The organism is Dietzia sp. (assembly GCF_036741115.1).
Taxonomy (GTDB): Bacteria; Actinomycetota; Actinomycetes; order Mycobacteriales; family Mycobacteriaceae; genus Dietzia.
The window spans coordinates 21,884-25,496 of sequence record NZ_DAINST010000044.1 but is presented as its reverse complement, the minus strand read 5'-3'; the positions used below and the strand labels follow the sequence as shown (position 1 = coordinate 25,496).

The window sequence follows — 3,613 nt, the reverse complement described above, 5'->3', positions numbered from 1 at the left end:
CCGAAGGACCAGGCGCAGACGATGGACGCCAAGATCGACCTGAGCTTCCCCGCCGAGGTCGGAACGACCAACGGCCAGGTGGACCAGGACAAGACGCACGTCACGTGGACTCCGCAGGCGGGTTCGGTGACCACCATGACCGCCGACGTGGCCTACCCCGACCCCGCGACGCGCGGCTTCGCGGTGTGGCTGATCATCGGCATCGGCGCCGCGATCCTCGTCGCGATCCTCGTGGTGATGATCGCACGCTCCTCCCGCGCGAAGGCGGACGCGGAAGGGCTTTAGCCCGGTCCGCTAGGCGAGAACGACGCCGCCGCCGGCGCCCACGGCCGGTGCCATGCCCAGATTCGCGAGGACCTCCTGCGTTGCCCTCGAGAAATTGAGGGTGTTGAAGTGCAGGCACGGCGCGCCCTCGGAGATGAGCCGCTCGCAGAGCTCGGTGGCGAACTCGATCCCCACTTCGCGGACCGCCGCGCGATCCTCCTCCGCGCCGGTCCCGGCCGCTGCCGTCAGACGCTTCTCCAGTGCCTTCGGCAGTGAGGAGCCCGAGAGCTCCAGCATCCGGCGGACAGAGCGAAGAGAGGTCACGGGCATGAGCCCGGGAATGATCGGCTTGGCGCCCTGCTCGGGGTCCGCGGCCACCGCGCGGTCGCGGAGCCGCAGGTAGTCGTCGACGTCGAAGAACATCTGGGTGATCGAATATTCCGCGCCCGCGCGCAGCTTCTCGACCAGCACCTCGGCGTCGTGTTCGAGCGAGCTCGCGCGGTAATGCCCCTCGGGGAAGGAGGCCACGCCGACCTCGAAATCCCCTCGCTCGTGGATGAGCTCGACGAGCTGCTTCGAGTACAGGAGACCGTCCGGGTGCGGGACCCACTCGCCGAGCGGATCCCCCGGCGGGTCGCCGCGGAGTGCGAGGATCTGCGTGACCCCGGCCTCCCCGTACGCATCGATGAGCGCGCAGAGCTCGTCGCGCGAGTGCCCCACCGCCGTGAGGTGGGCGATGGGCAGCAGGGACGTGGACTCGGAGATCGAACGGGTGATCCGCAGCGTCCGGTCGCGGGTCGAACCGCCCGCGCCGTAGGTGACGGAGACGAAGGCAGCCCCGAGGTCGGCGAAGACCCGGGCCGCGCGCCAGAGCCGCTCTTCGGCTTCCTCGTCCCGCGGCGGATAGAACTCGACGGAGAACGGGATCCGCGGCGTGCTCGCCGACGACATTCGGGAGATGACCCCATCGTCCGGGCGCTTTGCGGCGCCCTGCTGCCGGGTGGGGCGATCTCCGTACTCCACGTCTCCCTCTTCCTCCTGCTCTGATGGGGCCGCTCGCCGGCCGCCCTGCGGGAATCCCCCGGGTCTTACCCCGAAAATCCCTTGATCCCCAGTGTAGAGAAGCAGGGATGCGTGTTCGGCCCCGGCCGAGCGGGAGTCGGCGAAAACTCCGGCGGGGCGGGCGGGCTATAGGGTTATAGGCTGACGGGCGCGCCCGGCCAGGGCGCCCCGATTTCCGGGCTATATGGAGGTTTCGATGGAGTCGAACGGTCCAGCGAGCACGGGCGCGGCCGAGCTCATCGGGTCCGCGCTCGAGCGGGAACTCTCCGACAGGATCGAGGAGCTCGCCGGCATCGACGAGCGCTGCGCCGGGCTCGGGGAGCGGATCCGCGCTTTCGTCGAGGGTGGAGGCAAGCGTATGCGGCCGCTCTTCGCCCTCGCCGCGTATGAGGGCTGCGCGGGCAAGGCGGATCGAGCGGGCGCGGTGGGCCGCAGCGACGACACCGGTACCGACGGCGCCGCGGGGAGCGAAGGAGCATCGGGCACCGCCGAGGCCCCCGTCGCCCGAGCGTCCGCGGCCCGCGCCGTCGCCGCTCTCGAGCTCATCCAGGCCTGCGCTCTCATCCACGACGACATCATCGACTCCTCCGCCACGCGCCGCGGAGTGTCCACCGTCCACGTCGCACTAGCCGAATGGCACCGCGACAATACCCTCGCCGGCGACAGCGCGGACTACGGGCGCAACCAGGCCATCCTCCTCGGCGACATCGCGCTCGCCTGGGCCGACGACATGTTCTCCGGAGCCCTCCTCGACTCCCCCGGGATCGATGTCGCCACCCTCCGGCTGGCCCACGCCGCGTGGTCGGGAATGCGCACGGAAGTCCTCGGCGGGCAGATGCTCGACGTCCATGCCGAGGCCACTGGCGCCCGCGACCTCGACACCCCGGCAAAGGTCAACCGATACAAGACCGCCGCCTACACCATCGAGCGCCCCGTCCACATCGGTGCGCTCCTCGCCGGTGCCGACGAGGCCACGATCGCCTCGCTCCGCGAATTCGGTGTCGCCATCGGTCTCGCCTTCCAGCTCGTCGACGACCTCCTCGGGGTCTTCGGCGACCCTGCCGTCACAGGCAAGCCGTCGGGGGACGATCTGCGCGAGGGCAAGCGCACCGTACTCATCAACCGCGCCCTCGAGACCGCCCCTCCCGCGGAGGCCGCCGAGCTCGAGGGGCTGCTCGGCCGCGAGCTCTCACCTGCCGAGTTCGAGCGGGCCCGCGCGATCCTCCGCGACTGCGGCGCCGTCGCCCATGTCGAGGCGGAGATCGAGCGTCTGACGGCGGACGGCACCGCCGCCCTCGACGCCGCGGATCTCGCACCCGGTGGCCGGGCGGAACTCGGCGCACTCGCCGCGCGTGCGGTGAAGCGGACGTTCTAGGCGATCCCGGACTCCGGCGTCATCCATGGATCCCTCCCCCACGACCCTGCGCGGTCCCGCGCTGATCGGCGCGCTCGGTTCGACGCTCGTGTTGCTCGGTTCGTTCGGCTCCGGCGGGCTCGCCGGGCGCGTCGGCCCCACCGCGCACGAGTCCCTGCGCTTCCTTTCGACCGGCTCGAGCGGGCTCGCCTCAACGATGCTCGTGTGGGCGGGAACGATCGTGCTCGTTTGTGCGTGGTGCGCCGTGGGCGCGCGGCTCCGAGGTGGCGTTGGCCTAGACAATGGCGCCGATGGCGCCGGCAACGCCGAACACATGGGAAGCCGCCAGCCCGCGGGCCCCACCCGGGCCCAATGGGCGCTTCTCTTCGCCGCGTGGATCGCGCCGCTGCTGCCCGCGCTTCCCGTGTTCTCGACAGACGCTTTCTCCTACCTAGCCCAGGGCCAGATGCTCGGCGGGCCGGCGGATCCGTACGTCGACGGCCCAGGAACGGGCGACGGCTTCCTCGCCCGCTTCGTCAGTCCGGACTGGCGCAACACGCCGACTCCGTACGGCGCGCTGCACCTCGTGCTCATGTCGGGAGTCGCCCACCTCGCGCCGTCGTCGCCGTGGCTCGCCGTGATCTCTCTACGAGTCGTCGTCATCGCGTTCGTCGCCGCGAGCGCCTGGATCGTGTCGAAGATCGCCGAGCTCACAGTCGTCCCGCGCGGCCGAGCGCTGTGGCTCGGCGTCGCCAACCCCATCGTGGTCGTCCACCTCGTCGGCGGGCTCCACAACGACGCGTTCATCCTCGCGTTCGTCCTCGGCGCAACGTGGTGCGCGTGCGCGGCGGCGGGCCCGCACCGCGGCGGGGCCACCGCTTTTCGCCGCACGCTGTTGCTTCTCGCTACAGCGGGTGTGCTCATCGGGCTCGC

General features: G+C 71.0%; 4 protein-coding genes. 3 read left to right on the top strand and 1 reads right to left on the bottom strand.

The window, feature by feature from the left end; all coding sequences use genetic code 11:
• The coding region (locus V7E05_RS08455) for an LppM family (lipo)protein (protein WP_442891637.1) at positions 1-285 on the top strand (285 nt) is incomplete at its 5' end.
• A 9-nt stretch (positions 286-294) separates the two neighbouring features.
• On the opposite strand, the gene metF is transcribed toward V7E05_RS08455, so the two are convergent.
• A complete protein-coding gene (gene metF / locus V7E05_RS08450; RefSeq protein WP_333619224.1) occupies positions 295-1,215 on the bottom strand; it encodes a methylenetetrahydrofolate reductase [NAD(P)H] in 921 nt (306 codons plus the stop codon).
• Positions 1,216-1,522: 307 nt separating this feature from the next.
• Here metF and V7E05_RS08445 point away from each other — a divergent pair, with 307 nt between their 5' ends.
• Together V7E05_RS08445 and mptB are read left to right on the top strand one after the other, a co-directional pair.
• The gene (locus tag V7E05_RS08445) at positions 1,523-2,701 is read left to right on the top strand and encodes a polyprenyl synthetase family protein (RefSeq protein WP_333619222.1); all 1,179 of its coding nucleotides are present in this window, start codon (positions 1,523-1,525) and stop codon (positions 2,699-2,701) included.
• A gap of 25 nt (positions 2,702-2,726) precedes the next feature.
• A partial coding sequence (mptB, locus tag V7E05_RS08440; protein ID WP_333619221.1) for a polyprenol phosphomannose-dependent alpha 1,6 mannosyltransferase MptB occupies positions 2,727-3,613 on the top strand: 887 nt, incomplete at its 3' end.

Excerpts from the sequence above, each read along its gene's own strand:
- metF (WP_333619224.1), bottom strand. The coding sequence starts at position 1,215 with ATGTCGTCGGCGAGCACGCCGCGGATCCCGTTCTCCGTCGAGTTCTAT.
- V7E05_RS08445 (WP_333619222.1), top strand. The coding sequence starts at position 1,523 with ATGGAGTCGAACGGTCCAGCGAGCACGGGCGCGGCCGAGCTCATCGGG.